Raw genomic sequence first — 24,193 nt, 5'->3', positions numbered from 1 at the left:
AATGAAAATCAAAAAGATAGTAAATTCATTTAGTGCATTCGCGCTCACCATGCTCGTTAGCATGAGCGCTATGGGCGATGACCTTGAAATTTATTTGGGTACTGGTAGTACGTCGAGTACTTATAATCCAAATGTACTATTCATTATGGACACCTCTGGATCAATGGGTGAAAAAGATGGTACAAGTCAAACGAGAATGCTTCGTGTACAAAATGCCTTGAAGGACACCTTGCGCTCGGCCACAAATATTAATGCCGGTTTGATGCGCTTTTCTGATTACGGTGGTCCAATTCTTTTCCCTGTTAGAGATATTGATAGCCCAGTAGCGCCTGAACTGATACTACCAATTACATCAAGTCAAAATGATGCCACTGAAATTGATGAAGAGGTGAATCTAACTTCTAATCAACTTGAGCTGACCAAAGGCACTGAAGAGGTGTTTACTGGCTTGCGCTACGAAGAAGTCAGAATTCCTCGTGGTGCAGTGATTACCGGCGCCTATTTGCGATTTACTTCAACGAATATGAATACCTCGCAAGCCGAGATTACGATAAAAGCTGAAGCGGTTGGTAATTCAACGGCATTCTTGGCACAGGATGATAATATTTCCGATCGTTCAACGACAGGTGCAGCCGTTATTTGGGAAACAGATAATGATTTCCCATTAGCGGAAGAAACAGTGAATACACCCGACCTTTCTGCTGTTATTCAAGAAGTAGTTAATCGCGGCGATTGGTGCGGTGGTAATGCGCTCAGCATGATAATTAGGGGTGAAAGTAACGTGACGGCGAGTAATCGCACAGCTGCGTCGCTTGATGCCGGTACGGGGCGAACCCCTCAGCTTATCATTACCTACGATGAGAGCACTGCGACAGGTTGCATGCGCGAGCGTCTGATTTATCAAATTGAGAGTCAGGGTGAGAATGCCGAAGAAAGGTGGGATGGGAATGAATCAACCGGCACCGAACTCACTTTTGACAGCGCCAATAATCGCTTTGTAGGTTTACGATTCCAAGGTGTTAATGTTCCCCAAAATGCCGTTATATTAGATGCATATTTAGAGTTTACTGCGCACAATACTTATAACGAAAGTGGCGCTAGAATGACAATACAGGGGGTTAATGAAGATCACCCTAACGATTTCAATCCCTACGTAAGGTACATGCAGCGAGACAAAAGCAAAACGGCGCCAGTAAGTTGGGACAATATTCCAACCTGGAGCGCGAATAATGATTATCGCAGCCCGTCGATTAAAACTATAGTTCAAACGATAGTGAATCGCTCAGGTTGGAGAAACGGTAATAAAATGATGTTTATCATGTCGGAATTCACGGGCGCGAAACGTGGTGGTTACACCGTAAACGGTAAACCTTCGGGTGCGGCTCGTTTAATTATTGACTTTGAAGGAAATGCAACGCCAGGCGCATCTTCAACCGTAAGACAGCATCTTATGGGCAAAGTTGATGAGCTCTCGCCGAATGGTTATACGCCCATTGTAGATACTCTTTATGAAGCCGCCAATTACTTCGGTGGAAACGAGGTATTATATGGGCTCAAGCGTGGGCTCGATGATGTAAATTGGCGCGTGCGTGCAAGTACTCGAGTTAGTCACCGAGCATCGTACATAGGGGCTAACGCTGTTCGTCCTGAAGGCTGTGATGCAGATAACCTAAGCGACCCTGACTGTATTCAGGAATACATTCCAGATGGAGCAGAATATATTTCCCCCGTTGTTGATCTGCAGTGTCAGGTTAATAATCACATCGTTTTATTATCAGACGGTATCGCGAATAACAACCACAGTGTTGATGAAATTCAAGCAATGCTGGGTACTTCATGCTCCGGTAGCGGCGGCGAGAAGTGCGGTGTCGACCTAGTGACAAATATAAGCGATTCAGACGACTCTGTTATCGATGCGCGTGTGGTAACACATACAATTGGCTTTGCTGCCAATTCGACTGCAAACAGTTTCTTGAATCAGCTAGCGCTGCAAAGCGGTGGTGGTTTTTATCAAGCAGATAATAGCGAAGACTTAGTACAAGCATTTCAAACCATCCTTAGAAGCGTTAAGGATGTTAATGCGACCTTTGTATCTCCTGGTGTAGCGGTAAATCAGCTGAACCGATTAACCCACAGAGACGAACTGTACTTCGCTTTGTTCAAACCGTCAGAAGGTGCGCTATGGCCCGGTAATCTGAAGAAGTACAAAATCAGCGGTGACACCGTGCTTGATCGCAACAACATGAATGCAGTCGACGGTTCAACCGGCTTCTTTAGTGAAAATAGTCAGTCTTATTGGTCTACTACAACTGATGGTAACGATGTTCGTGAGGGAGGCGCTGCGAGTCGCTTGGACCTAGTGCGCAGAGTGTATTTCTTTGACGGCGAAGGTTCAGTTATAACGGCGGCCAATGAGCTGAACGAAAACAATACAAACATACTCGACGTAGACTTGAACTTAGACTCAACCTCTGATCCCGCAGGTACCCGTGAACTTATATTAAAATGGGCTCGAGGCGTTGATGTGCGCGATGACGATGGAGATGGTTCCACCGAGGACGTGCGCTTACAGATGGGTGACCCCATACATTCGCAACCGGTTATTGTTAACTACAGTGCGACAGACAGTGCGGTATTTGTTGCCACGAATCACGGCTTCCTTCATTCGATTGATGCTGAAACTGGAGAAGAGAACTTTGCGATTATGCCAAAATCGCTGATGGGTAACCTAAATGAGTTTTATCGAAATGCGAGCTCTTTCAATCACATTTACGGCATCGATGGAGACATGGTGTACCGTGAGTATGAAGGCAAAAAATATATATATATTGGTATGCGTCGAGGTGGAACAAACTACTATGTTGTTGACGTGACATCCAAGCTGGATCCGAAAATTGTGTTTACCATAGAAGGTGGTCAAGGTGACTATTTCAATCTAGGGCAAACTTGGTCGCGGCCTACTATTACCAAGGTAAAAATTGGTGACGTTATTAAGAACGTAATGATTATTGGCGCTGGTTACGATGATGATCAAGATGATAAGGCCGAGCGCAGTGCAGACACAGTTGGTAACTCTGTGTATATTATTGACGCTGATAATGGAGACCTGTTGTGGTCAGCGAGCAATAGTAACACTGCTGATTTAAATCTACCTGATATGCAGTATTCAATACCTGCTCGCATTGCTGTTATTGATCGCGACAATGATAGCTTAGCTGATCACATGTATGTTGCTGATACCGGCGGGCAAATATTCCGCCTAGATATCTATAATGGCGAGCCAGTGAACAAGTTGGTCAGTGGCGGTCTGCTAGCTCAAACTGGTGGCGACGAGCCTGAGAACAATCGTCGCTTCTACTACGCACCAGACGTCTCTGAGATTTCCACGGTTAATGAACACTATTATGCCGTTGCTATCGGGTCAGGCTTCAGAGCGGGGCCGCTAAATACGACTATTAATGATAATTTTTACATGATAAAAGACGATGGCGTATTTGTCAGAGACTCTGCTAATAAATTCACCTTGCCGTCGACACCTCTTCAGTTGAGCGATTTGTACGACGCGACTGAACATCTGCTCACTAGCGATAACGAAGAGGAGCGAGCAATCCAAAATACGCTGTTTTCGTCAAAAAGTGGCTGGATGATCAGGTTAACAAGTGGCGGTGAAAAGGTACTTGCCTCTCCACTTATTCTTGATTACCAGATATTTTTCACCACTTATCTGCCCTCGAGCGCAAGCACTAGCGCCTGTGCTCCACCAACGGGTAATAGTCGTGCTTACTTAGTGAACTTGGTAGATGGAAACGCGGTTGAAGATCTTAATGACAATGACCAGCAGGATGCCACCGACCGTTATGCACAATTGAAGCAAACAGGCATAGCACCAGACACCAAGATACTCATCGAGAATATTGTTAGTCCGGTGGTATGCTTAGGTGCCGAGTGTGTGTCGGCGGTAATAGAAACGGACGAAAATGGTGATATTAGACCATGCGGCTCTGACTTTGAGTGCTTAGCTCGTAATATCTATGGACGGTTTGAGCGTGTTCAGAAGAACACTTGGAAAACTGAAGTGGAGCGTCAATAATGAATAAGCCACATGAGCAAGGTTTTACCTTAATTGAGCTTATGATTGTTGTGGCTATAGTCGGTATTATTACGGCGATTGCATTTCCTAGCTATCAAGCTATGGTTGCATCGTCGTCTCGTAGCACGGCGCAGGCCGACTTAATGTCGTTTGCAACCGCAATGGAAAGGCATAACGCTTCTAATTATACCTACAGGGGTGCAGCAACTGGCGGCAATGATACAGGTACTCCAGATGTTTTTGCTGCACACAGCCCTAGCTCAGAACCGGCGGCAAAAAGGCAATACGACTTAACGATCGATATTGTGTCAGCCAATGGCATTACTTATCGATTGATGGCCACACCTGTTGCTGGAACATCAGTAGATGGCGACGGCGCGCTTTTCTATTTTAGTGATGGCCGAAAAGCGTGGGATAAAAATGACGACGGCAATATAGGCAATGATGAGTTCTGTTGGACTTGCTAAGTCGAATCTAATTTATTTGTGGCTAAGACTTGAAAGTCATGTTTTCGTGTTGAATTCATGACTTTTTTGTTTGTTTAGCGTTATTCATTTGTGATTGTTTCGTGACAACTGCTCCTTAGTATAAATTTTGTCCAATTAGCGACAGCATACTCGGAGCAACAAAATGAAAAAAAGAATATTAGCCAGCTTAGCTTTATTAGCAGTAAGCACCAGCAATGCAAGCGCAAATTATTATCAAAGTGAAAGAAGCTATGAAGTAACAGTCACTAACATGACGAAAGGGCAGACCTTCACTCCGGTGTTATCGGCAACGCATAAACGAGCAATCAGTTTTTTCGAATTAGGTCAGGCAGCTTCAGCACCACTAGCTGAACTTGCCGAGTCAGGAAACCCCACGCCATTAAAAGATGTTCTCGATGGTGCACCTAGTCTGGTCAGTGCAAGTAATGCAACTGAAGGTCTATTAGCGCCAGGCGAGTCAGTTACCTTCGACATTTCGTCCAGTCGCCGTTTTAACCGCTTTAGTCTTGCGGCAATGTTAATTCCAACTAACGACACTTTCGTTTCGGTAAATTCGGTAAGACTGCCAGCATGGGGAAGTCGTACTTATATGGCAAGTGCTTATGATGCCGGTAGTGAAGCTAACGATGAATTATGCGCCAACATTCCTGGCCCTGCGTGCGGTGGCGCAGGTGCCTCACCTAGTGCGAGTGACGGTGACGAGGGCTTCGTACACATTGCTTCCGGTATTCACGGGGAGGGCGATTTATTGCCTTCGGTGTACGATTGGCGAGATGCCGTTGCTAAAATCGAGATTAGACGAGTAAGGTAGCAAAGTGTAGCCTTGTCTCAGTCTGAGGCAAGGCCTTCGTGTGCTTGTAGCGACGGTAGGTATAAGTAACTTTAGCTACAGGTAAGTGGACTTCCATCTGGCTTCTCATGCACTCCATCACCGTCGGTGTCTTTACTCACTCTCACACGGCCTTGCAGAGAGACATTAACTGCTCTTGCAAATTTTGCATCGTTGGTATCGGGGCAAATTAGAAGGGTAAAACCTTGACTCGCCACACCATTTTCCTCAAATTCAATCGTTGCATTCGGGCCAGTCATTGTTGTCGAATCAGATGATGCCGTGCTTGCTATTCGTAAGTCTTCAAAGTTTGCATTAGCTTCGTTGTCATTTCTTTGTCCATCACCATTGCGATCAATAAACGCAATCTTAGGATCATTCCAATCGTTCGAGCAATCGCTATAATTACTTGAAGGACAGACTGTTACAGGCGTTTGTTCGTCTATCGAAAGATGCCTCGCGTACTGAATGAGCCCGCTGATCTCATTTATTTCACCGGTAATTCTATTTTTGGTTAAAAAATCTTTTATATTCGGCGAGACAACAGTAAGTGCAACGGCTAGAATTGAGACAGTTATCATCAGCTCAAGCAGCGTAATGCCAGCTTGTTTCCTTTTAGTTGATGTGCGCGCTTGTATAGCTAAGCTTGGCACTCTGGTAGATGAAAACAGTTTCGAAATTTTGTAAAACACAGTAATCCCCTAAATTGAAGTTAAGACTATACGCTATATTTGAATTTCTTGCGTATATAGCTACAACGCTGGTTAGTCGTCTTAATACCTTGGTGTGGGTATATGGAAGTTTGTATTGTAACCAATTTTTGTCGAGTATCACGAATTAAAAATGAGAGAGTTTACTATGTTAAAACAAGAAGTTATTGATGAAATGCGTGTTCGCCCCAATATTAACGCCCAAGAGGAGATTGAACGGCGTACGCAATTTATAAAAAATCAACTGCTTGGTTCAGGGATGAAGGCGCTTGTTCTGGGAATTAGCGGTGGAATCGATTCGTGTACCCTAGGTCGTCTAGCGCAATTGGCAGTAAATGAACTCAACGAAGAAAGCTTAGACGAGCAGCAATCTTATCAGTTTGTTGCCGTACGTTTGCCTTACGGCTCTCAAGCCGATGAGGAGGATGCACAAGCTTCCATTGAGTTTATCCAACCCTCGGTTCAACTTACCGCAAATGTGCAAGCAGGTGCCGACGCAATTCACGAGGCAGCACTTTCAAGTCTATCTGAAGCTGGTATCAATAATGTTACAAAAGAAAAGTCAGACTTTGTAAAAGGAAATGCCAAAGCTAGAACGAGAATGGCGATTCAGTACGATATTGCTGGGATAACAAATGCCCTGGTGTTAGGTACTGATCACTCGGCTGAAAATATTACCGGGTTTTATACTAAATATGGTGATGGCGCTTGTGACCTTGCCCCATTGTTCGGTCTAAGTAAAAGACAGGTTAGAGCCCTCGCTCGCGAAATGGGCGCACCTGAGAAGGTGATTACGAAAGCACCAACGGCTGACCTAGAATCTTTGAATCCGCAAAAATCGGACGAAGAATCCCTAGGTTTAACCTACGATCAAATCGATGACTTTCTTGAGGGTAAAAGTATTGATCCACTTGCTGATGACAAACTTTTAGCTATATACTTAAAAACCCAACACAAACGAATACCAATACCGACTATTTACGACGAATAGTTTAGTTTTGAGTACAAGGCTACTAATAAAATGAAAAAAATTGAAGCGATTATCAAACCATTCAAGCTTGATGATGTGCGAGAAGCACTGTCCTCAATAGGTGTATCGGGTATCACTATGACCGAGGTTCGAGGCTTTGGCCGTCAGAAGGGTCACAAAGAGCTGTACCGTGGTGCTGAATACAATATCGATTTTCTGCCGAAAGTTAAAATTGAGCTAGTTGTTCCCGAAACTTTGGCGCAAAGGGCCGTTGAGACAATAGAGGAACATGCTAAAACGGGCAAAATTGGTGACGGTAAAATTTTTGTTTTTGATGTTGGACAGGTTATTCGCATCAGAACTGGCGAAACGGACGAAGAAGCCATCTAGTACAGCAAAGCATTTAATTAAAAAAAGGGCCGATTGGCCCTTTTTTGAAGTTATAAATCAACTGACTAGTGTGAGTGACCACAGCCGCCATCAGCATGAACGTGACCATGCGCTATTTCATCTTCAGTGGCTTCTCTTACATCGACAACTTCAATGTTAAACGCTAGCGACATGCCAGACAAAGGGTGATTGCCGTCAACGGTGACGGTATCGTCGGTCTTGTCGATAATAATCACTGATTGTTCTCCATCATCAGTGGTTGCTCTGAAACTCATACCAACCTCTACGTCCATCCCTTCAAACATTGCGCTAGGAACTTCCTGAACCAAATCATCATGACGCTGACCATAGGCTTTATCTGGATCTAGATCTAAGGCAAATATATCCCCTTTCTTTTTACCGAATAATGCCTCCTCTATTCCCTCAATCATAAAGTGACTACCTTGCAAAAATGCAAGTGGCTCAGCTTCTCTTGAACTGTCAATGACGTCTCCGTCAGATGTTTTTACGGTGTAGTGGAGTGTTACAACATGGTCTTTCTCTATTTGCATGGGGAACCTATTTGTCTTCTAAGCTATATGGCAGGGGAAGAACTGTGAATTCCACCACTGGATTTGCCTTCAATCGTATCATAGCTCCAAGCTCTGTGTCATTCGACAACACTGCAAGGGCAACTACTTTTAAGGTAGACTCGCTTTTCAGAACAGATTTTTGAAGTAAACTACCACCACTGCGCCAGTTCTCGCCAGCCTGTTTCTCTAAGGCGGCCCCAGCACTAAGTTCAGTTTCAATAGACTCGACTTGCTCAGCATCCATCTGCTCAATATTTAGCTCTGATTCTAGGATATAACTAGCTCGCTTATTTTTTCCTAAGAATTTTGTGCGGGCAATGGTTTCTTGCCCCATGTAGCAACCTTTATCAAAGTCGATACCCGCAATGGCTTGCAAATTTAGCATTTGAGGCACAAATTCGTTAGCTACTTGTGATGCTAAAGTCGGGAAGCCGCTCAAAATCACATCTGCATCCCAGAGTTCCTGTACGTCGGTATCAACACCATTAAATGACTCAAGAAAGTCAGCCTCTCGCTCTTGTGCAACCTTAATGAGATAAAGCGGCGCAAGCTCATTCGAAAATTGATAGCATATTGCAGTACCGATATCTGCAATTGAAATACCTAAATGCTGCGTATTCAATTGAGTGAAGTGCTGTTGTAGCGTTTTGCAGTAATCATTGCCTTTGACACCATAAAAACAGTAGCCGGCACTCTTGTCTTCAATTTCTACTTTTGAAAATACGCCATATTTTTTGAATTCAGATAGACTTTTCGCCAAGCCATCAGCATGACAAATCAACGAATACACATCATTGCTCTTAAAAGCCGTATACACAGCCCACGTCTTGCCTTTGAAATCACAATGTGCGCCAACACGTGCAGCTTCGTTGTTGAGCGAGTCGAGCGATGTTGTATTGATAGTGATTTGGCCTTGAAGATAATCAGCAGCTTGTGGCCCTTGCATTTCGATAACGCCGATACTGTCTAATTTAGTCACATAACTTGTGTTGGTCACGACTTACCTCGTTAAATTTGTGTAGTCTGTTTTTGCTTTAACAAAGTATTATTGGGACAGACTTTGTTTTTTACAAGCGTAATTACTCGCATTGAACAATAGCTTCAACCGAAACTTATATATCAGTCTATACGTTCAGGTTAGAATAATAAGCCAGTGTGATATGCTTCACACACAAATGCACAAGGATTTATATGTTTACAGCAAAAAGACTCGCCAGATTAAAATGGGCATGCCGCCGAGGTATGTTGGAGCTCGACGTTTTGTTTCTACCCTTTGTCGAGCAAGCGTTTGATGACTTAAACGATGGCGAAAAGGTAACCTTTGAGAGACTTCTTACTTGCGATGATCCAGACTTGTTCGCTTGGTTCATGGGGCATCAGAAGTGCAACGATCCTGACCTTGCAGCTATGGTTCAACGCGTTTTGAGTAGAGTGAAGGTGTAGTTGTCGTTCGCTTCTATTTACGAAAAAATAACTGGTCGTGGCCGAGCGCTATTAACTACCTTGTAGCGACCTTGCTGTGCTCTTTACTTATTGCTCAAGTGCTTGGCTCAGACTACTTTATACCATTACTTGTTATGCTTATTTTCATTGGTATTTGCATTTTGGCTGTCAGCAAGCAAAATAAGTCTCGTGTGTTCAAGGGGTTCTTGTCACTGAACTCGGTGAGCGTTTCGAAACTGGAGTTTCCTGACTTCAATAATAGTAATTTGTGCCCCTCTGAAGATTACCTTATTTTGCCTAGCTCGCGCCTAGCGTGGGGAGTTCAATTTGTGCACTTACAGAAAGTCAGCACACGCCCACAAGCAAGGGGCAATTTAATGACATCTGGGCCTTGCCAAAGAACGTGGCTCATAATATTCCGAAATGAATGCAGTAGAAGAAGCTATCGCTTGATTGCCTGCGCTGTAAGAAAAGCTAATAAGATCAGTGTTAACACAATCTAGTCACTAGAAATTTGTGCTATTGTTGTCAAAGACAACAGACAAATAACGAATAGGTGTTCTCACAAGAATGAGTATGAATTTACTTCGAGCCGCGTTGTATCGCCCCAAACGCAATGCGCTTTCCCTACCCATTTTACCCAGTACTGAACTCAGTCGAGAGTTTGAAATTGCTCCTGAGCATTGTCAACGTTATCAACAGCTCGTTGCTTGGAAACCAGGTATCGCATCGCTTATACATCCATGTTATTTACAGGTGCTTACCTTGCCGATGCAACTGTCGATGATGGTAAGAGAGCCTTTTCCATTTAAAGCTTTGGGTTTGGTGCACGTGGCGAATGAAATCGACGTGTATCGTCTGCCAGAGCAAAATGCCAAGCTAGTATTAAAAACCAAATTTACTTCATTAGAAAAGCACAAAAGAGGCTGGGTTTTTGGCTTACGCAGTGAGGCTTATGTTGACGGCCAGCTTATGCAAAGTGCCACATCCTTCTATTTGGCTAGAGAGCGACATCAAGAGGAACAAGCGTCTCGAACAACTGAGTCGTCAATCTTACCTAGTATAAATATGAGCCAATTACAAAATGAACTTGGTGTACGAAACGAGAGCCTTTGCTGCACTTATGAATTTGAGTCAAACAGCGGCCGTGAATATGCTAGGGCGTCTGGTGATTACAATCCAATACACTTGACTAAAGTGAGTGCTAAATTATTGGGATTCAGAGCGGCAATAGCACATGGTATGTACACTAAAGCACTTGGTCTATCGATTGCCTTAAGTAACAAAAATGTGGGTTTAGGAAGTATCAATTCCGTGCAACTCGATCATTTATTTGCGAATGATATCGATAGCAAGGTAACCATTGAAACGCAATTCTTGCAGGCGCTATATTTACCTAATTCGGCGCAATTTTCAGCCGTAAATCATAACAATCGATTAGTGCAGGTACTTAGCTCTCAACACCGCTCCAAAACGCGAGAGTATCTTAAAACCGCTATTACCTTATGTTAGCTTGCCGAGTTATGAAGTCCGTCGGATGATCGTTGGGCCTGACTGTTCATTTTGCTGAGGATGGTCGAGATTGTAGTGTAGGCCTCTGCTTTCCTTGCGTTGCATTGCACAGTTTACAATCAACTGTGCTACACACACCAAGTTTCGCAGCTCTAGCATATTGTTGCTAACTTTGAAGTTAGAGTAATATTCATCAATCTCTTGTTTTAGCAAATTGATTCTTCGTAACGCACGCTCTAATCGTTTGTCTGTTCTGACGATGCCGACATAATCCCACATGAATAATCTAAGCTCATGCCAATTGTGTTGAATAATGACTTGCTCATCAGAGTCTATCACTCTCGATTCATCCCACGGTTTTATTTCTTCATCGATGTAATGGCCATCGAGATGGCTCAATATATGTTTGGCAGCGGCGTGTGCAAAAACCACACATTCGAGTAGGGAGTTGCTCGCCATTCTGTTTGCGCCATGAAGACCGGTATAAGCTGTTTCACCAATCGCATACACATTATCTATGTTAGTTTGTGCATTGAAGTCAGTTTTCACACCTCCACAGGTGTAGTGTGCCGCAGGAACAACAGGAATTGGACTTGTTGTAATATCGATACCTAAAGAACGGCATTTGCGGTAGATATTTGGAAAGTGCTTTTTGATAAAGTCGTTCGATTTGTGGCTAATGTCAAGATACATGCAGTCTGCACCTAAGCGCTTCATTTCGAAATCGATTGCTCTGGCAACAATGTCCCGCGGCGCGAGATCACCTCGTTCATCAAATTTATGCATGAACTTGGTACCATCTTCATGACAAAGAAAGGCGCCTTCTCCGCGCAAGGCTTCGCTAATTAAGAAGTTTCCTGCATCTGGATGGTAAAGACAGGTAGGGTGGAATTGATTGAACTCCATGTTAGCAATTTCGCAGCCCGCTCGCCATGCCATCGCAATACCATCACCACTTGATACATCTGGGTTAGATGTATATTGATACACTTTGCTACCGCCGCCAGTTGCTAGGGTAATAAATCGTGAGCGGATAACTTCTACACGCTCTTTTTTTCGATTCCAAACATAGGCGCCCACACATTTATTAGGTTCAGCAACGCTTTTTATCAAATCGATGGCGTTGTAGCGTTCATAGAGATGTATGTTGGGATGATTTGCCACATTATCGGATAAGGTTTCTTGCACGGCAGCCCCTGTGGCATCAGCAGCATGCAAAATTCGGCGATGGCTATGCCCGCCTTCTCGCGTTAGGTGAAATTTTTTCTCTCCATTTTCTCCCTGCTCTTGGTCAAAGGGAACGCCTTTTTCAATTAACCATTGCATGCTCTCTTTAGCGTTTGCAGCAGTGTAAGCCACTACTTCTTCATCACAGAGGCCGGCGCCTGCATTTAGCGTATCTTTTACATGACTCTCGATGGAATCACTGTCATCAAAAACTGCTGCAATACCACCTTGAGCGTATCGCGTGCTGCCCTCATCGAGGTCACTTTTGCTAAGTACTATTACATCGCAGTGCTCTGCCATTTTAAGGGCCAGACTAAGCCCTGCAGCGCCACTACCCACGATAAGAAGATCGCAACGATGTTCGATAGTTTGAGTCATGTTATGAAATTTACATCTGATGAATATGCGGCAATAGTAATGGTCTGATGAAAAAAAACAACTTTCTGACCAATAATTGTTGCGCATATTTGGACATTGAATTGCGCTTTCGGTAACCTTTAGGCTCAAACGAGCATATCCAGTCTTTTTGATAATTGCTCTGTGTGTAATATTTTAAATTATTTTTCTTTTTTCCGAACTTATCCATAAAGTGTCTGTCTATTACTACACTTGCATGAGCCATAAGTAGTAACCTTTAGGAGTAATGGCTCGAATGAGCGAGCAGAAAACCGATCAAGAATTAGTTGAACAAGTGCAGCGGGGCAACAAAAACGCATTTAACTTGCTTGTCGTTCGTCATCAAAACAAGGTGATGAACATTGTGGCAAGGTATGTTAAAAATAGTGGTGACGTTGCCGACGTAACGCAGGAAGCGTTTATAAAAGCCTACAGAGCTCTCCCCAATTTTAGAGGAGAGAGTGCGTTTTACACTTGGTTGTATCGAATAGCAGTGAACAGCGCGAAAAACTACCTAACTTCTCAGGGGCGCAAGCCTCCGGCTAGTGATGTAGATGCGACTGAAGCAGATTATTATGACGGAAGTGATGCGCTCAAGGAGAACAACTCTCCAGAACGCTCCTTATTATCCGACGAACTTCAGCACAAGTTGTTCGAGACGATTGAAGGCTTACCCGATGATTTGCGAGCGGCGATTACCTTGCGTGAAATCGAAGGCTTAAGCTACGAAGAAATCGCAACCGTGATGGAGTGTCCAGTTGGTACTGTACGCTCACGAATTTTTAGAGCGCGAGAGGCTATCGATAAAGTGATATTGCCTTTGGTGCAAAATTAAACACTAGCTATAACTCGTTGTAGTTGGTGAATGTAGGATGTCTTATATGACGCAGCAACAAGAAAAATTATCAGCTTTTTTTGACGGTGAAGATGAAGCTAACGAATTAATTGATTCGTTGAATAGCAACAAAGATCTGTCTGATAAATGGAAAAGATACCATTTAGCACGCGATTGCATGCGCAATGAAATGACTGCCGATGTTCATTTTGATATCAGTGCGAAAGTAGCCGCGCAGCTTGAGAATGAGTTTGCGATAGTTGCGCCAAAGAGAACTTGGAAAGAGTTGCCGGTGGTGGCATCTGTGATACCACTGCTGAAACAAAGCGGTCAATTAGCGGTAGCAGCTTGCGTAACAGCGGTAATGATCTTCAGCTATCAAACCTACAATGCGCCAGAAGCAACACAGCCATTTTTAACGGCACCTACCTCGGGTCCTTTAGGTGGACTAGCACCTGTAAGCTTATCGACTAGCGAAGGTATCAGCGAAGAACAAATGACGAAAATCATTGAACATCGTCGTCAATTAAATGCGATCATCGAAGACCATGAGCGTCAAAAGCGCCTTAAAAACACCGGCATGCATAATACTAATCAATCACAAAGCACAGAGAGTGAGGTTGAAGAGAGCGCACAGCCTCAGAACTAATCTCGGAGCAGTAAATGTCATTTATGACCGCTTTTATGTTGATTTCAGCTTTGCAAGTTGGGTCAACAAGCCAAGATTTACCACAAGCTGTTGAGGCCTCTCCAGAGCTGCAGGTAAGCGAAGGTCAGACGACTGTAAATGATAGCGCGAATGATACGGTCGAAAAAGCGGTCAGTCCGACGACAAGTGCGTCACAACAATCACTTGTTGATGAAGTTGCTCGACAAGTTCTTCAGGCACCTAATGGGTTCAATCCAAATTCAGCCGAAAGTTGGTTGAAGCGATTAGCAAGAACAATCAAATCATCAAGCTATGAAGCCTCGTTTGTTCTGAATGTACCCGGTAAAGACACACAGCCTTTTTTATGGCGTCATGCGGTGCTTGAAGACGGCCAACATATTGAGCAACTCAGTTCACTAAATGGACCAGGGTTCGAAAACGTTCGAATTGACAATGTAATCAGCTTATTTCAACCAGGTTACCCTCCTTACAGTATTTATGGTGACGCAATAGACGGTCCAATTCCGGTGACTTTGTTGAATGCACCCGAGCAACTTTTCCAAAGCTATCAGTTTATCTTGGTAGGGCGAAACCGCGTGGCCGGTCGAGCAGCTCAACAAATTCGAATTAGTAGCAAAGACAAAACACGCTATGGTTATCATATATGGTTAGATGAAGAAACAGGCATGTTACTTAAGCTTAATATGTATGGGCTAAAAGGCGAAATGCTACAACAAATACAAGTGACTCAGTTAAGGGTAGATGAGCGCATCGCTGAGTTTTTTGCTCAATTACAAGCAGAAACGTTGCCACCAGTGTTGAATGTTAAAATGCCACCGCAACGCAAACACCAATGGTATTTGGCGTTTAAGCCTGTGGGTATGAAAGTAGTTAAACAAGATGTGCATCAACTGCCTGTTACGGGTCAAGTTGTTGAATATTTGCTGTTGAGTGATGGTTTGGTCAATGTGTCGGTGTACGTGAAGGCCGACACGGGCCTCTTTCAAGAAGATGTAAATCTCAGTAACGGTGCAAACTCTGTGCATTCGAGGGCTAATGGGCGAGTGCAAGTTACCGTAGTTGGCGATGTTCCCTTAGTCACGGCGCAAAAAATTGCCGAATCCATTGAAGTCTTACCGCAAAGTGTTGAGTGACAAGTGAGTAACCAGCCATGATAGAAGAAACCGGTATCGTAAAACGCGTTAAAGGTAAAAAAGTATGGATTGAGACGCAGGTTAAAACAACCTGCGGAAGTTGTCATGTGAGTGATAACTGCGGAACCAGCGTGGTTGCAAAAGCCTTTACCAATAAACCGGAACTGCTTGAACTTGATTCAGATATCTCCTTAGTGGAAGGCCAAACTGTAAAGTTAGGTATACCCGAAAGCCAGCTCGTGTTCTCTTCTATGCTTGTTTATTTGTTGCCAATACTCAGTTTGATTGGCGGTGTTCTGCTGGTTAAGTTGCTGATGCCCGAGGTGCATGAAGCTATGCAGATACTCGTCGGTTTCTTTGCCTTTGGACTTTGTTTTTGGTTGTTGAATAAGAAACTAAAACAAAAAAATAAGGCACATTTTTCCCCCCTTATTCTTGGTGCTTTGAATGAAGCTAGCGTGATAAAAAAGCATGAAATTCCTGTTAAAAAGCTTGTTTAAGCGTTTTTTGCGTGATTATAGCGCTAACTTGACGCTTTAACGCGTTATATTCCTTATATCATTCGCATTTAAGCCGATAAAAAGTTAAAATTCGCGACCGTAAATGCATGCTCTGAAATGCATGCCAGCAAAAACGACACGGCCAGTAGAGTTAGTCAGTATTTTCGCCGTAAACCTCAAGGTATAAAGCTAAATTTATGCAGTTAAAGAACATTCGCAACTTCAGTATCATTGCGCATATCGACCACGGTAAGTCGACCTTGTCCGATCGCTTAATTCAAACCTGTGGCGGTTTAACCAACCGCGAGATGTCAGCCCAAGTGTTGGACTCTATGGATATAGAGCGGGAGCGCGGGATCACAATCAAGGCACAAAGCGTAACACTTTATTATCAAGCTAAAGATGGTGAAAAATATCAACTAAATTTCATCGACACGCCCGGGCATGTCGATTTTACTTATGAGGTTTCTCGCTCACTAGCCGCATGTGAGGGCGCTTTGTTAGTTGTTGATGCTGGTCAGGGCGTCGAAGCTCAAACCCTAGCAAATTGTTACACTGCGATCGATTTAGATATGGAAGTTGTGCCAATACTGAATAAAATCGATTTGCCGCAAGCAGAACCAGAGCGGGTTTCGGAAGAAATAGAGGATATCGTTGGCATTGACGCAATTGATGCAGTGCGATGCTCTGCAAAAACGGGCATCGGCATCGAAGATGTGCTCGAAGAAATTGTGAAGCGAGTGCCGCCTCCTGTTGGAGATAAAGATGCGCCTCTGCAAGCACTGATCATTGACTCATGGTTCGATAATTACCAAGGCGTTGTATCTTTGGTAAGAATTGTTCAAGGTGAATTAAAAGCCAAAGACAAAATACAAATCATGTCAAACGGCGTGGTTCATCAGGTAGATAAAGTGGGTGTGTTCACGCCTAAGCAAACTGATACTGGCGTATTGAGTACCGGCGAGGTTGGCTTCATTATTGCGGGAATAAAAGAAATTCACGGTGCGCCAGTGGGCGATACCATTACTTTGGCGAGAGCTCCTGCTGAAAAAGCGCTTCCCGGTTTTAAAAAGATAAAACCACAAGTTTATGCTGGCTTGTTCCCTGTTAGTTCTGACGATTACGAAGATTTCAGGGATGCGCTTGCTAAATTAAGCTTAAATGATGCCTCGTTATTCTACGAGCCAGAAAGTTCGGCCGCACTAGGATTTGGTTTTAGGATTGGATTTTTGGGCATGCTGCACATGGAAATCATTCAAGAACGTCTTGAGCGTGAGTATGATCTCGATTTGATCACTACGGCACCCACCGTTGTGTATGAAGTAAAAACCACTAAAGGCAATGTGATTCAAGTTGACAACCCTTCTAAATTACCACCAATAAACGATATTGAAGAAATTCGCGAGCCGATCGTAACCGCGAACATTCTTGTTCCTCAAGAGTATCTGGGAAATGTTATTACACTCTGTGTTGAGAAACGAGGGGTACAAACCGCAATGACATACCATGGTAAGCAAGTTGCGGTTACCTACGATCTGCCAATGGCGGAGGTTGTTCTAGATTTCTTTGACAGATTGAAGTCGACGAGTCGTGGCTTTGCATCTCTGGACTATAATTTTTCAAAGTTTAATGTCGCTGACATGGTTCGTTTAGATATATTGATCAACGGCGAACGAGTGGATGCACTGGCGCTTATCACGCACAAAGAAAATGCACAATATCGCGGGCGTGATTTGGTTGAAAAGCTAAGAGAGATCATTCCTCGACAAATGTTTGATATTGCGATTCAGGCAGCTATTGGCAACCACATTGTAGCTCGAAGTACTGTGAAACAGCTGCGCAAAAACGTTATTGCAAAATGTTACGGTGGCGATATCAGTCGTAAGAAAAAGCTCCTTCAAAAACAGAAGGATGGTAAGAAAAGAATGAAACAGGTAGGCAACGTTGAATTGCCACAAGATGCGTTCTTGGCAATTCTGAAGGTAGATAATTAATGGCAAATTATTTCGCAATCTTTTTAGTCGCAATGACTGCGATTACGGGCTTAATCTGGTTAATTGATGCTGTGTTTTTTGCTGGTAAACGCAAGGCTGCTGCAATAGCCGAACGTCAAGCCATTGTTGGCAATGACGTAAGTGTGAAACTTGTCGGTGAAGAGGCCGACCCTCACATGCCAGTGCTGGTCGATAATGCTAAACAATTCTTTCCTATTTTTGCCTTGGTCATGGTGTTTCGCTCCTTTTTGTATGAGCCTTTTCAAATACCGTCTGGTTCAATGATGCCAACCCTATTAGTGGGTGATTTTATTCTCGTTGAGAAGTTTAGTTACGGTATTAAAGACCCGATATTCAGAAGCAAACTAGTCGAAACAGGGAGCCCTGAGCGTGGTGATGTTGTGGTGTTTAAGTTCCCTGAAGATCCAAGCCTCGACTATATCAAACGAGTGATAGGGCTTCCTGGCGATAAAGTCGTGTACCGAGATAAAAAAGTCTATTTAACAAAAGCTTGTGAAGGGCAAAGCCCTTGTCCAAGTGAAGAACTTGTTCCACAAGAGTTTGTTGGTCAAACGAACTATATTGCAAGAAGAAAGTTCTTGATGGAGTTTAATGAAGGTGAAGGTGATAAGAAGCACGGCATTCTTGTCGATCCTGGTCACCCTGCAGAAGTGGGGAGATATTATAAACAACCAGGCACCATGATGGATGAGTATATTGTGCCAGAGGGTGAATATTTTGTAATGGGCGACAACCGTGACAATAGTGAAGATGGTCGCTACTGGGGCTTTGTCCCTGAACATAACCTCGTAGGTAAAGCCGTGTTAATTTGGGTAAGCTTCGAGTTCGATCGTCAACCAGAAGACTTTTTACCCACGTGGGTTCCATCTGGTATTCGCTTTGAACGCAGCGGCGGTATTCAATAATTAGTGAGGGAGCTTTAGTATAACTATCGCTCACTCGTTTTTAGTGCCACAGTTCTCAGTTTGTGGTCATCAATATACTGTTATTTTTTGCGTCATCAGTGATGGTGCAAACCTTAAGGGTATCAATAAGATAAACAATGAAATCATATAAAAAGCTACTAAGCGCCCTCGATTACCAATTCTCTGACATTAGCCTGTTAGACCAAGCATTTACGCATAGAAGTGCTGCTAAAGTTCATAATGAACGCCTTGAGTTTCTTGGCGATGCCGTACTGGGAATGGTTGTTGCTGATGTACTTTATCAGCAGTTTCCTAATGAACCAGAGGGTAAACTTACTCGGATGCGCTCTTCTATTGTAAAAGGTGATACGCTTGCTCTAATAGCCAAAGAGCATCAATTCGGAGACTATCTTAAATTAGGCTCGGGTGAAATGAAAAGCGGCGGGCATCGTAGAAGCTCTATATTAGCTGATGCAGTCGAAGCGGTGATAGGTGCTATATATCTGGAGAGTGGAATTGATGCGGCAAGTAATACAATTAACAAGCTTTTTGCTTCGCGACTCGAAAAACTCGACCCGAATATTCAAATAAAAGACAATAAAACGCAGCTACAAGAATATTTACAATCCCGACAATTAGCACTCCCCCAATATGAGGTGGTATCGATTAAGGGCAAAGATCATGCCCAAACTTTCGAAGTAAATTGTACTGTTGAACCCTTGAACTCAGTAAATAAAGGTGTGGGAAAAAGCCGACGCCAAGCCGAACAGAATGCAGCCAAAATAACATTAGAGAAACTAAGTCATGACTGATACAAAGTGCGGGATGGTGGCAATAGTAGGGCGCCCAAATGTTGGGAAGTCAACAATACTGAATCAAATATTGGGTCAAAAGGTTAGCATCACCTCTCGAAAACCTCAGACTACACGTCACCGCATTATGGGTATTGATACTCTAGATAATCGTCAAGCGATATATGTCGATACACCAGGGCTGCACTCTGACGAAAAGCGTGCTATTAACAAGCTAATGAATCGTGCTGCCTCAAGTTCGCTCGGTGAAGTTTACTTAGTACTGTTTGTTGTAGAAGGCACACGTTGGACAGACGACGATGAAATGGTGCTGAATAAGATCAAGCAAGCAAATCTCCCCTGTTGGCTACTGGTGAATAAAACTGACAAGGTTGAAAATAAAGCAGAGTTGATGGACCAGCTTAAGTTTTTAGGTGAAAAGCATAATTTTGACAATCTGATTCCAGTCAGTGCCAAGCAAGGTAAGCAAATAGAACACTTACGCCAGCTGGTGTTGGAATCGTTACCTGAGAGTGACTTTTATTTCCCCGATGACTACATCACCGACCGCTCAAGTCGTTTTATGGCTGCAGAAATTATCCGAGAAAAGTTAATGCGCTTCACTGGCGACGAGCTACCGTATTCAACTACGGTTGAAATCGAGCAATTCAAACTTACACCATCAGGGGTGTATCATATCAATGGCTTAATATTGGTAGAGCGAGAAACCCAGAAAAGAATGATCATAGGAAAGGGCGGTAGCCACCTTAAAACCATGGGCGCCGAAGCACGCAAAGATATGGAGGCTTTGTTTGATAACAAAGTGTTCCTCGAACTATGGGTCAAGGTCAAAGCTGGTTGGGCTGATGACGAGCGAGCATTGCGATCTTTAGGTTACGATAACGACTATAAAGGCTAAACACAGCGAATTTACAGGTAGCGCGTCGATGAGTAAATCTAATAAAGCAATCAGTGAACTTAGAAAAGAATATAAACTTGGCCGCTTAAGCGCTAGCACATTGAAAGAAAATCCAATAGCGCTTTTTCGACAGTGGTTTGACGAAGCATTGGAGGCTGAGCTGCCGGAGCCAAATGCAATGACGGTGGCAACGGTAGATAGCGAGGGCAGGCCGAGTCAGCGCATCGTATTATTAAAAGATCTGTCAGATGAAGGCTTTGTATTTTACACCAATCTTGGCAGCCGAAAGGCTCAAGATCTTGCGAAGAACCCCAAGGTATCACTGCATTTCCCGTGGTATATTATGGAGCGGCAAGTGCGAGTTAATGGTATAGCTGAGGCATTGAGTCGCAAAGAAGTCGCGAAGTATTTTTTCTCTCGTCCCAACGATAGCCAAATTGGTGCGTGGGCGTCGAAGCAAAGCCAACCAATATCGACTCGTGAATTACTTGTTAGCCAATTCATGCAAATGAAAGAAAAATTCTCTGAAGGGAAGGTGCCATTACCAGACTTTTGGGGTGGTTTTAGAGTGAAGCCCGATGAAATAGAGTTTTGGCAGGGTGGTGAGCATCGCTTACACGACCGCTTCGAATATACCAAAGCTGCCGACGGCTCTTGGCAAACCCAGCGCCTCATGCCCTAGAATGGTGAGCCTTGCTTAACCTGCCTCTTATCGACAGTCATTGTCACCTCGATCTTGCTGCTTTTGATCACGACCGAGCACAAGTGCTAAAGGATGCTGCTGATCATGGTATAAAGGGAATTCTTATCCCGGGCTTGGACAATAAGCAGTTCAACAAGCTACTCGATTTGCAAACTCGTATTAGTACTCCCGAACTCTTTATCGATATCGCACTGGGGATCCATCCTTATTTTATGCAAGCAGCTTTGCAAGAGGGAAGTGACAAACTTAGGGGCGATTTTTGTGAACTGGCTGAAAGCTACCAACACAAAATAGTCGCGATAGGTGAGTGTGGTCTCGATAGCGTGTTAATGCTCGATATGCCTATACAAGCGCGCATTCTTCAAATGCAGATTGAAGTCGCTAAACAACTTAATAAACCTCTTGTTTTGCATCATCGGCAATCCCACAATCAATTGATACGTTTACTTAAAAAAACTAAGTTTCAAGGCGGAGGCCTCATTCATGCATTTTCAGGGAGCGTTGAACTGGCTAAAACCTATATCGATCTTGGTTTTTACTTAGGGGTTGGGGGCACCATCACCTATCCGAGAGCACAAAAAACCAGAAATGCCTTAGCGTCGATAAGCCTGCAACACCTATTACTTGAAACTGATGCACCAGACATGCCCTTGAATGGTTTTCAGGGCCAAAGAAACTCGCCTGTTCAATTACCGCGAGTTGCAGACGCCCTCGCACAATTGAAGGCATGTACGATACAAGAAGTTGCAACGGTGACGTGTAGGAATTATTCGCTCTTATTCTCGCGCTGATGAAGCCAATAGTTTTCCCGAAACTTATAGAACAGCCGGGTTACTATAGCGGCGCAAAAACCAGTAAGTACCATTGCTAGTATGGTTTGAATCAGTTGGTTCTGATTAAAGGCTTCGTGATGAGCGATAATGCCGTCGCGGTCGAGCAGCAATTTCACATAACCGATGGTTCTATTATCGAAAACAATGTCTTCAACAAAAATAAGTGGTGGCTCGTTGAGCACTCTGAACTGCTCAATCACGCTATAGTCCTCGTTGAAGCTCTTGATGACTTTTCCGTTTGCATCGAACAAAGAGGTACCTTTAACAAAGCTATCCGTTTCAATGGTATTAACGTAATTTTCGATACTGGTTGTATCGCCGCTACTCAAGGGCCCAGCCAACATTCTTGCTGCTTGTGAAGCCAAACTCCTTCCTAATTGCTCCGACTCTAAACTATACCACTCGTAAGCATTCTTGGTGTGCATCAGCCATAGATTGACACAAATAATCACTATTAATACGGCCAATATAAAATTGGAAATACGCTTAATAATAGAAAATTTACTCGATTGAGGTGCAAACACGCTTTGAGATACTCACTTTTTGAAATTTTGAAGCGTTCACAATAGGTGAATTAGGGGTTTTTGCCAAGTCTTTGTTTTATTAGTTGCATTGTTTGGTTATCATTTAACAAACCCTGTATTTAGCTGGAAAACTCTTGCAAGTCATATCTCACGCTCAACAACAAGACCTAAACACCTTCAACTTTGCCACTCTTTTGTCAGCCCATGGCAACTTAAGCTTTAATATAACGAATACAGCTTGGTCTGCTGGCAAGGCAGCTTTGTCAGCTGGTGAAGAAAGCAAGATTCACACACTGATTTTAGTCGGTGCCGGTTTCAATTTTTCCCTATTACAAAGTATTGTTGAAGCACTTTCCCTACGCACCGATAATGTTGAGTTTACGAAAAACAAATATCATTGTTACCTAGATAAAAGCGTACTCAACATGCAGTTTTCGAGCAATATTGACGAAGACCTGCAATCTAAAGCTCGTATGCTAAGTGAATTATTTTTTATTGATGTTTTTATTAAGCCCCCAATTAATATCGCCGATGCAGGATTAGTTGTATTTGATATGGATAGCACGCTGATTGAAATGGAGTGCATTGACGAGATCGCCAAGCTCGCTGGAGTAGGAGAGCAGGTTGCAGAGGTTACTGAAAAGGCAATGCAGGGCGAGATAGCATTTTCCGAGAGTTTGTATCATCGAGTTAATTGCTTAGCTGGTGTTGAGCTCAGTGCTTTGTTAAATATCCGTCAGAGGCTTCCATATATGCCTGGCTTCGCTGCACTTATCAGCGAATTAAAGGGTCAAGGCTGGACTCTGGTGATTGCATCGGGTGGCTTTACTTATTTTGCTAACCATATAAAAGCTCATTTTGGCTTTGATGCCGCTTATAGCAATGTCTTGGAAGTGAAAGATGATCGTCTCACCGGTAAAGTATTGGGTAGTGTAGTAGATGCGCAAGCAAAAGCAGATATCCTTCAAAACAGTGCCGAAGAACATGCTATTCCTTTATCAAAAACTATCGCTGTTGGGGATGGCGCCAACGACTTAGTTATGATGGAACGAGCCGGAACTGGCCTCGCTTTTCGTGCCAAGCCGCAAGTGCAGGAAAAGGCCGACAACGCAGTGAGATTCTCTGGGCTTGAGGCGCTGCTTTATCTTCTTGGTTGATTTAAATCCATGTTTTGGGCCTATATTGCCTCTGGCTTGTTTTGGTATGCCTCAGTGCCCCAAAGTGGCACAGTAGAGAGGCTGTGCTTGAAACTACCGGATGTTTCTTTGGTTGAGTAAGACACGTACATTAAGGTTTGAGAGTTTGCATCATATATGCGTCTGATTTTTAGGGATTTGAAAAAGATGCTCTTTGATTTTTTAAACACAAGCTCGCCAGATTTACTCTTGTCGATTTGCGCGATCATCATCGCAGTGATTTGGCCTGTTTGTCTACACGAAATCGAGCTATCTGAAGGATCCGCTAAACTTAGATTTGCTTCAATACTTGCAACATGACAGGTGACCCCAGGTACCAGTGGATCTATTAAAATGTTGAGCTTGATATCTTGGGTGGTGAAGACTCCTAAAGACACATCTCCCACCTCAGAATTATCACATGCGGCTAAGGCACAAAAAGCAAAGCCCAATATCGCTAGTTTCAAACCGCGTTGCATGCTTTCAAGCACAGACACGAATTTAAGCATCGTTCTCATTCTCATCTCATTCGTAAGTTATTTTCTTTGTTCATACTAGCGCGA

At 43.5% G+C, this 24,193-nt stretch carries 24 protein-coding genes; 18 read left to right on the top strand and 6 right to left on the bottom strand.

Annotated elements, in window-relative coordinates; all coding sequences use genetic code 11:
• The first annotated feature begins 1 nt into the window (after position 1).
• From ISG33_RS15155 to ISG33_RS15145, 3 genes are all read left to right on the top strand, one after another.
• Positions 2–4,090: a VWA domain-containing protein gene (locus ISG33_RS15155; RefSeq protein ID WP_195734491.1), complete on the top strand. Its 4,089-nt coding sequence runs from the start codon at positions 2–4 to the stop codon at positions 4,088–4,090.
• Entirely contained in the window at positions 4,090–4,557 is a 468-nt protein-coding gene (locus ISG33_RS15150) for a type IV pilin protein (protein ID WP_195734490.1), read from the top strand. Before ISG33_RS15155 ends, ISG33_RS15150 begins: the two co-directional genes overlap by 1 nt.
• A gap of 163 nt (positions 4,558–4,720) precedes the next feature.
• Positions 4,721–5,389 (top strand): spondin domain-containing protein, encoded by a 669-nt coding sequence (locus ISG33_RS15145; protein ID WP_195734489.1) that lies wholly within the window; start codon positions 4,721–4,723, stop codon positions 5,387–5,389.
• Between the two features lie 71 nt (positions 5,390–5,460).
• Here ISG33_RS15145 and ISG33_RS15140 read toward each other — a convergent pair whose 3' ends face one another.
• Complete coding sequence (locus ISG33_RS15140; RefSeq protein WP_229333635.1) at positions 5,461–6,099, bottom strand: GspH/FimT family pseudopilin; 639 nt, start codon at positions 6,097–6,099, stop codon at positions 5,461–5,463.
• A 166-nt stretch (positions 6,100–6,265) separates the two neighbouring features.
• Here ISG33_RS15140 and nadE point away from each other — a divergent pair, with 166 nt between their 5' ends.
• On the top strand, positions 6,266–7,108 hold the full coding sequence (gene nadE / locus ISG33_RS15135) for an NAD(+) synthase (protein ID WP_195734488.1): 843 nt from the start codon (positions 6,266–6,268) through the stop codon (positions 7,106–7,108).
• 30 nt (positions 7,109–7,138) lie between these two features.
• Positions 7,139–7,477 carry a P-II family nitrogen regulator gene (locus ISG33_RS15130; RefSeq protein WP_195734487.1) on the top strand — a complete coding sequence of 113 codons (339 nt, stop codon included), beginning with the start codon at positions 7,139–7,141 and terminating at the stop codon, positions 7,475–7,477.
• A gap of 65 nt (positions 7,478–7,542) precedes the next feature.
• Here ISG33_RS15130 and ISG33_RS15125 read toward each other — a convergent pair whose 3' ends face one another.
• Together ISG33_RS15125 and ygfZ are read right to left on the bottom strand one after the other, a co-directional pair.
• On the bottom strand, positions 7,543–8,028 hold the full coding sequence (locus ISG33_RS15125; RefSeq protein WP_195734486.1) for an FKBP-type peptidyl-prolyl cis-trans isomerase: 486 nt from the start codon (positions 8,026–8,028) through the stop codon (positions 7,543–7,545).
• A gap of 7 nt (positions 8,029–8,035) precedes the next feature.
• Complete coding sequence (gene ygfZ, locus ISG33_RS15120) at positions 8,036–9,046, bottom strand: CAF17-like 4Fe-4S cluster assembly/insertion protein YgfZ (protein ID WP_229333634.1); 1,011 nt, start codon at positions 9,044–9,046, stop codon at positions 8,036–8,038.
• Between the two features lie 194 nt (positions 9,047–9,240).
• Between ygfZ and ISG33_RS15115 the strand changes: the two genes are divergently transcribed.
• A complete protein-coding gene (locus tag ISG33_RS15115; RefSeq protein WP_195734485.1) occupies positions 9,241–9,492 on the top strand; it encodes an FAD assembly factor SdhE in 252 nt (83 codons plus the stop codon).
• 576 nt (positions 9,493–10,068) lie between these two features.
• Complete coding sequence (locus tag ISG33_RS15110; RefSeq protein WP_195734484.1) at positions 10,069–11,004, top strand: MaoC/PaaZ C-terminal domain-containing protein; 936 nt, start codon at positions 10,069–10,071, stop codon at positions 11,002–11,004.
• Positions 11,005–11,013: 9 nt separating this feature from the next.
• On the opposite strand, the gene nadB is transcribed toward ISG33_RS15110, so the two are convergent.
• A complete protein-coding gene (nadB, locus tag ISG33_RS15105; RefSeq protein ID WP_195734483.1) occupies positions 11,014–12,609 on the bottom strand; it encodes an L-aspartate oxidase in 1,596 nt (531 codons plus the stop codon).
• Between the two features lie 274 nt (positions 12,610–12,883).
• Here nadB and rpoE point away from each other — a divergent pair, with 274 nt between their 5' ends.
• The 10 genes from rpoE (at position 12,884) to ISG33_RS15055 (ending at position 21,889) form a co-directional block, all read left to right on the top strand.
• Positions 12,884–13,462 (top strand): RNA polymerase sigma factor RpoE, encoded by a 579-nt coding sequence (gene rpoE / locus ISG33_RS15100; protein ID WP_195734482.1) that lies wholly within the window; start codon positions 12,884–12,886, stop codon positions 13,460–13,462.
• 46 nt (positions 13,463–13,508) lie between these two features.
• Positions 13,509–14,111 (top strand): sigma-E factor negative regulatory protein, encoded by a 603-nt coding sequence (locus tag ISG33_RS15095; protein WP_195734481.1) that lies wholly within the window; start codon positions 13,509–13,511, stop codon positions 14,109–14,111.
• 14 nt (positions 14,112–14,125) lie between these two features.
• Positions 14,126–15,265, top strand: coding sequence for a MucB/RseB C-terminal domain-containing protein (locus ISG33_RS15090; RefSeq protein ID WP_229333633.1), 1,140 nt, complete (start codon positions 14,126–14,128; stop codon positions 15,263–15,265).
• 17 nt (positions 15,266–15,282) lie between these two features.
• On the top strand, positions 15,283–15,765 hold the full coding sequence (locus tag ISG33_RS15085; protein WP_195734480.1) for a SoxR reducing system RseC family protein: 483 nt from the start codon (positions 15,283–15,285) through the stop codon (positions 15,763–15,765).
• Between the two features lie 197 nt (positions 15,766–15,962).
• Positions 15,963–17,759: a translation elongation factor 4 gene (lepA, locus tag ISG33_RS15080; RefSeq protein ID WP_195734479.1), complete on the top strand. Its 1,797-nt coding sequence runs from the start codon at positions 15,963–15,965 to the stop codon at positions 17,757–17,759.
• Entirely contained in the window at positions 17,759–18,685 is a 927-nt protein-coding gene (gene lepB / locus ISG33_RS15075; protein ID WP_195734478.1) for a signal peptidase I, read from the top strand. Before lepA ends, lepB begins: the two co-directional genes overlap by 1 nt.
• A gap of 137 nt (positions 18,686–18,822) precedes the next feature.
• Complete coding sequence (gene rnc / locus ISG33_RS15070; protein WP_195734477.1) at positions 18,823–19,497, top strand: ribonuclease III; 675 nt, start codon at positions 18,823–18,825, stop codon at positions 19,495–19,497.
• The gene (gene era, locus ISG33_RS15065) at positions 19,490–20,395 is read left to right on the top strand and encodes a GTPase Era (protein ID WP_195734476.1); all 906 of its coding nucleotides are present in this window, start codon (positions 19,490–19,492) and stop codon (positions 20,393–20,395) included. Before rnc ends, era begins: the two co-directional genes overlap by 8 nt.
• Positions 20,396–20,423: 28 nt before the next feature.
• A complete protein-coding gene (gene pdxH / locus ISG33_RS15060; protein ID WP_195734475.1) occupies positions 20,424–21,077 on the top strand; it encodes a pyridoxamine 5'-phosphate oxidase in 654 nt (217 codons plus the stop codon).
• Between the two features lie 11 nt (positions 21,078–21,088).
• Positions 21,089–21,889: a TatD family hydrolase gene (locus tag ISG33_RS15055; protein WP_229333632.1), complete on the top strand. Its 801-nt coding sequence runs from the start codon at positions 21,089–21,091 to the stop codon at positions 21,887–21,889.
• Here ISG33_RS15055 and ISG33_RS15050 read toward each other — a convergent pair.
• Positions 21,865–22,296 carry a hypothetical protein gene (locus tag ISG33_RS15050; RefSeq protein WP_498043317.1) on the bottom strand — a complete coding sequence of 144 codons (432 nt, stop codon included), beginning with the start codon at positions 22,294–22,296 and terminating at the stop codon, positions 21,865–21,867. The genes ISG33_RS15055 and ISG33_RS15050 overlap by 25 nt on opposite strands.
• Positions 22,297–22,589: 293 nt before the next feature.
• Between ISG33_RS15050 and serB the strand changes: the two genes are divergently transcribed.
• Complete coding sequence (gene serB / locus ISG33_RS15045; protein WP_229333631.1) at positions 22,590–23,612, top strand: phosphoserine phosphatase SerB; 1,023 nt, start codon at positions 22,590–22,592, stop codon at positions 23,610–23,612.
• A 20-nt stretch (positions 23,613–23,632) separates the two neighbouring features.
• On the opposite strand, the gene ISG33_RS15040 is transcribed toward serB, so the two are convergent.
• Positions 23,633–24,109, bottom strand: a complete 477-nt coding sequence (locus ISG33_RS15040) for a CreA family protein (RefSeq protein WP_229333655.1) — start codon at positions 24,107–24,109, stop codon at positions 23,633–23,635.
• Between the last annotated feature and the right edge of the window lie 84 nt (positions 24,110–24,193).

The organism is Marinibium conchae, from assembly GCF_015595035.1.
Taxonomy (GTDB): Bacteria; Pseudomonadota; Gammaproteobacteria; order Enterobacterales; family Alteromonadaceae; genus Glaciecola.
The sequence above is the reverse complement of the archived record's forward strand: the minus strand, read 5'-3'. Positions and strand labels throughout refer to the sequence as shown.